At 40.4% G+C, this 3,766-nt stretch carries 4 protein-coding genes; all 4 read left to right on the forward strand.

All coding sequences use genetic code 11. The features are described from left to right. The first annotated feature begins 99 nt into the window (after window positions 1–99). Entirely contained in the window at window positions 100–522 is a 423-nt protein-coding gene (gene ruvX / locus BACCELL_RS20655; protein WP_007213998.1) for a Holliday junction resolvase RuvX, read from the forward strand. A 59-nt stretch (window positions 523–581) separates the two neighbouring features. After that, complete coding sequence (def, locus tag BACCELL_RS20660; RefSeq protein WP_007213999.1) at window positions 582–1,136, forward strand: peptide deformylase; 555 nt, start codon at window positions 582–584, stop codon at window positions 1,134–1,136. Window positions 1,137–1,252: 116 nt separating this feature from the next. Further along, entirely contained in the window at window positions 1,253–3,292 is a 2,040-nt protein-coding gene (locus BACCELL_RS20665) for a tetratricopeptide repeat protein (RefSeq protein WP_007214000.1), read from the forward strand. Window positions 3,293–3,371: 79 nt separating this feature from the next. Then, a partial coding sequence (locus tag BACCELL_RS20670; RefSeq protein WP_007214001.1) for a TGS domain-containing protein occupies window positions 3,372–3,766 on the forward strand: 395 nt, incomplete at its 3' end.

The raw sequence follows: 3,766 nt of genomic DNA on the forward strand, positions 1-3,766 counted from the left end.
ACAAGAGAGGGGGCTTAACATGAGTTAGGCCTCCTTTTTTGTTATTATGACAGCAGATGCGTCAAATATCAAATTTTAATCGTAATTTTGTAGCCCATTATGAGTAGAATATTAGCGATTGATTACGGTAAAAAGCGTACGGGGATAGCCGTCAGCGATACGTTGCAAATGATTGCTAACGGGTTGACAACTGTACCTACACATGAACTGTTGACGTTCATCCTTGATTATGTAGGAAAAGAACCGGTGGAACGCATTCTTGTAGGGCTTCCTAAACAAATGAACAATGAAGCTTCGGAAAATATGAAGCGAATAGAGCCTTTTGTTCGTTTGTTGAAGAAAAAATTGCCGGCAATGCCTGTTGAGTATGTTGACGAGCGTTTTACTTCTGTTTTGGCACATCGTACTATGCTGGAGGCTGGGCTGAAGAAAAAAGATCGACAGAATAAAGCTTTGGTAGATGAAATCAGTGCGACTATTATCCTACAAAGTTATTTGGAGAATAAACGTTTTGCCTTATAATAATAAGGTATATATACTTATATATAATAGTGATTTAATAATTTGTAATTAGATAAACAATGATTTTACCCATTTACGTGTACGGGCAGCCCGTATTGAGAAAAGTGGCGGAAGATATTACTCCCGACTATCCTGGTTTGAAAGAGTTAATAGCGAATATGTTCGAAACGATGGACCATGCAGAAGGTGTGGGACTTGCTGCTCCACAAATTGGACTTCCTATTCGTGTTGTAGTAGTAGATTTGGATGTACTGTCTGAAGATTATCCGGAATATAAGAATTTTCGGAAAGCATATATCAATCCTCATATCCTTGAAGTATCTGGTGAAGAAATATCTATGGAAGAAGGGTGTTTGAGTCTTCCTGGTATCCATGAGTCTGTGAAACGTGGTAATAGAATTCATGTTACATATATGGATGAAAATATGGTAGAACATGATGAGGTTGTTGAAGGTTATCTGGCGCGTGTGATGCAACATGAATTTGATCATTTGGAGGGAAAGATGTTTATTGATCATTTGTCTCCCCTACGTAAACAAATGATTAAGGGAAAACTGAATGCGATGTTGAAGGGCAAAGCTCATTGCACGTATAAAGTGAAAACTGTGAAATAAGCCAATCTTATAATATGGTATAAAAGGCTCAAAAAATATAAAAAGTCTTCCGCTAATCCTGCTAGGTAAATGAAAAGCATTAAATTTGTTTCGTTTACAAGCATTTATAAGACAAGATGATAAAAAAGATACTGACGGCTTTCCTGTTGCTTCCAACGTTGCTGTGTGCGCAGATCAATACGGAGCGGGTGATGACAATCGCGCGCAATGCATTGTATTTTGAAGACTATGTGCTTTCTATCCAGTATTTCAACCAGGTAATTAACGCTAAGCCTTATTTATATGAGCCTTACTTCTTTCGTGGTTTGGCAAAGATTAATCTGGATGATTTTCAAGGTGCGGAAGCGGACTGTAATGCTGCTATCCAACGCAATCCTTTTGTGGTAGGCGCTTATCAAATACGTGGGTTGGCTCGTATTCGGCAGAATAATTATGACGGAGCCATAGAGGATTATAAGACAGCCTTGAAATATGATCCGGAAAATCTTGTCTTGTGGCATAATCTTTCTCTTTGCCACATGCAGAAGGAGGACTATGGAGCAGCTAAAGAGGATTTGGGAAAATTGTTGAAAATAGCGCCCAGATACACTCGTGCTTATCTGATGCGTGGTGAAGTATCACTGAAGCAGAAAGATACGATACAGGCCTTGAATGATTTTGAAAAGGCGATTGAAATGGATCGCTATGATCCTGACGGGTGGGGAGCACGCGCTATTGTCCGTCTGCAACAAGGAAAGTATGCGGATGCTGAAGCTGACTTGGATCATTCTATTCATTTGAGTGCAAAGAATGCAGGTAATTATATTAATCGTGCATTGGCTCGTTTTCATCAGAATAATTTGAGAGGTGCCATGAGTGATTATGATCTGGCATTGGATATTGATCCGAATAACTTCCTCGGACACTATAACCGTGGCTTGCTCCGTGCTCAGGTGGGTGATGATAACCGTGCAATAGAAGACTTTGATTTCGTTCTGCAGATAGAGCCGGATAATATGATGGCAACCTTCAACCGTGGTTTGCTACGTGCACAGACCGGAAATTATCGTGGTGCAATCAGTGATTATTCGAAAGTGATTGATGAATACCCCAACTTTATGGCAGGATATTATCATCGTGCTGAAGCTCGTAAGAAGATCGGTGATCGTAAGGGGGCTGAACAGGATGAATTCAAACTCATGAAGATGCAGATTGACAAACGTAACGGAGTTACAGCAGATAATAAGGATGTCGCGGATAATAATGCTCAGGATGGTGAGGATAAGAGCAAGACGCGTAAAAAGTCCGATAAGAATATGGACAATTATCGGAAGATTGTGATTGCTGACGACTCTGAGCAGGATGAGAAGTATAAGAGTGATTACCGCGGACGTGTACAAGACCGGAATGTATCTATCAAGATGGAGCCGATGTATGCGCTGACCTATTATGAGAAATTAAGCGAGGTAAAACGTATCGTCCATTTCCATAAGTATATCGAGGAGTTGAATCATTCTAAATTGTTCCCGAAGCCTTTGCGTATCACCAATATGGAAGCTCCGTTGACGGAAGAACAAGTGAGATTCCATTTTGCTTTGGTCGACTCGCATACCTCGGATATTGTTGCAGATGACAAAGATGCCAAGAAACGTTTCTTACGTGGGCTTGACTTCTATTTGGTCCAAGACTTTGCCAGCTCCATTGATGACTTTACGCAGGCGATTTTGCTGGATGATAAATTCTTCCCGGCTTATTTCATGCGAGCATTGGTGCGCTACAAACAGCTGGAATATAAAAAAGCGGAAGCTGAGTTAACTGAAGGTGTTCCCGGAGCTTCTTCCGATAGTAAGAAACAACCAGAAGTAACGTCAATAGATTATGATATTGTGAAAAATGATTTGGATCATGTCATCCAATTGGCTCCTGATTTTGTTTATGGCTATTATAACCGCGCCAATGTATTATCAATGTTGAAAGATTACCGTGGGGCATTAGAGGATTATAATAAGGCTATCGAATTGAACAAAGACTTTGCTGAAGCTTATTTCAACCGTGGTTTGACTCATATCTTCTTGGGTAACAACAAGCAGGGAATTACAGATCTGAGTAAGGCGGGTGAATTGGGTATCGTATCAGCTTATAATATTATAAAGAGATTTACCGATACGCGTGAATAACATTTTTTTGCTAAAAAATAAAATATCAAAAAAGAATTAGCTATTTTTGCGTTCTGAAAATTGAAATATACACAACATTATGATAAAGATAACATTTCCAGACGGCTCCGTACGTGAGTATAACGAAGGAGTAACGGGACTGCAGATTGCAGAAAGTATCAGTTCACGCCTGGCACAGGAGGTGCTGGCATGTGGCGTGAACGGTGAGATTTATGATTTGGGACGTCCTATCAATGAGGATGCTGAGTTTGTTCTCTATAAATGGGAAGATGAGCAGGGTAAACACGCTTTCTGGCATACCAGTGCTCACTTGCTGGCCGAAGCTTTACAGGAATTGTATCCGGGTATTCAGTTCGGTATTGGTCCTGCTATCGAAAACGGTTTCTATTATGATGTGGATCCGGGGGAAGCTGTCATTAAAGAATCTGACCTTCCGGCTATTGAAGCCAAGATGGCAGAATTAGTGGCGAAGAA

The sequence above is a fragment of the Bacteroides cellulosilyticus DSM 14838 genome, assembly GCF_000158035.1.
Classification (GTDB): domain Bacteria; phylum Bacteroidota; class Bacteroidia; order Bacteroidales; family Bacteroidaceae; genus Bacteroides; species Bacteroides cellulosilyticus.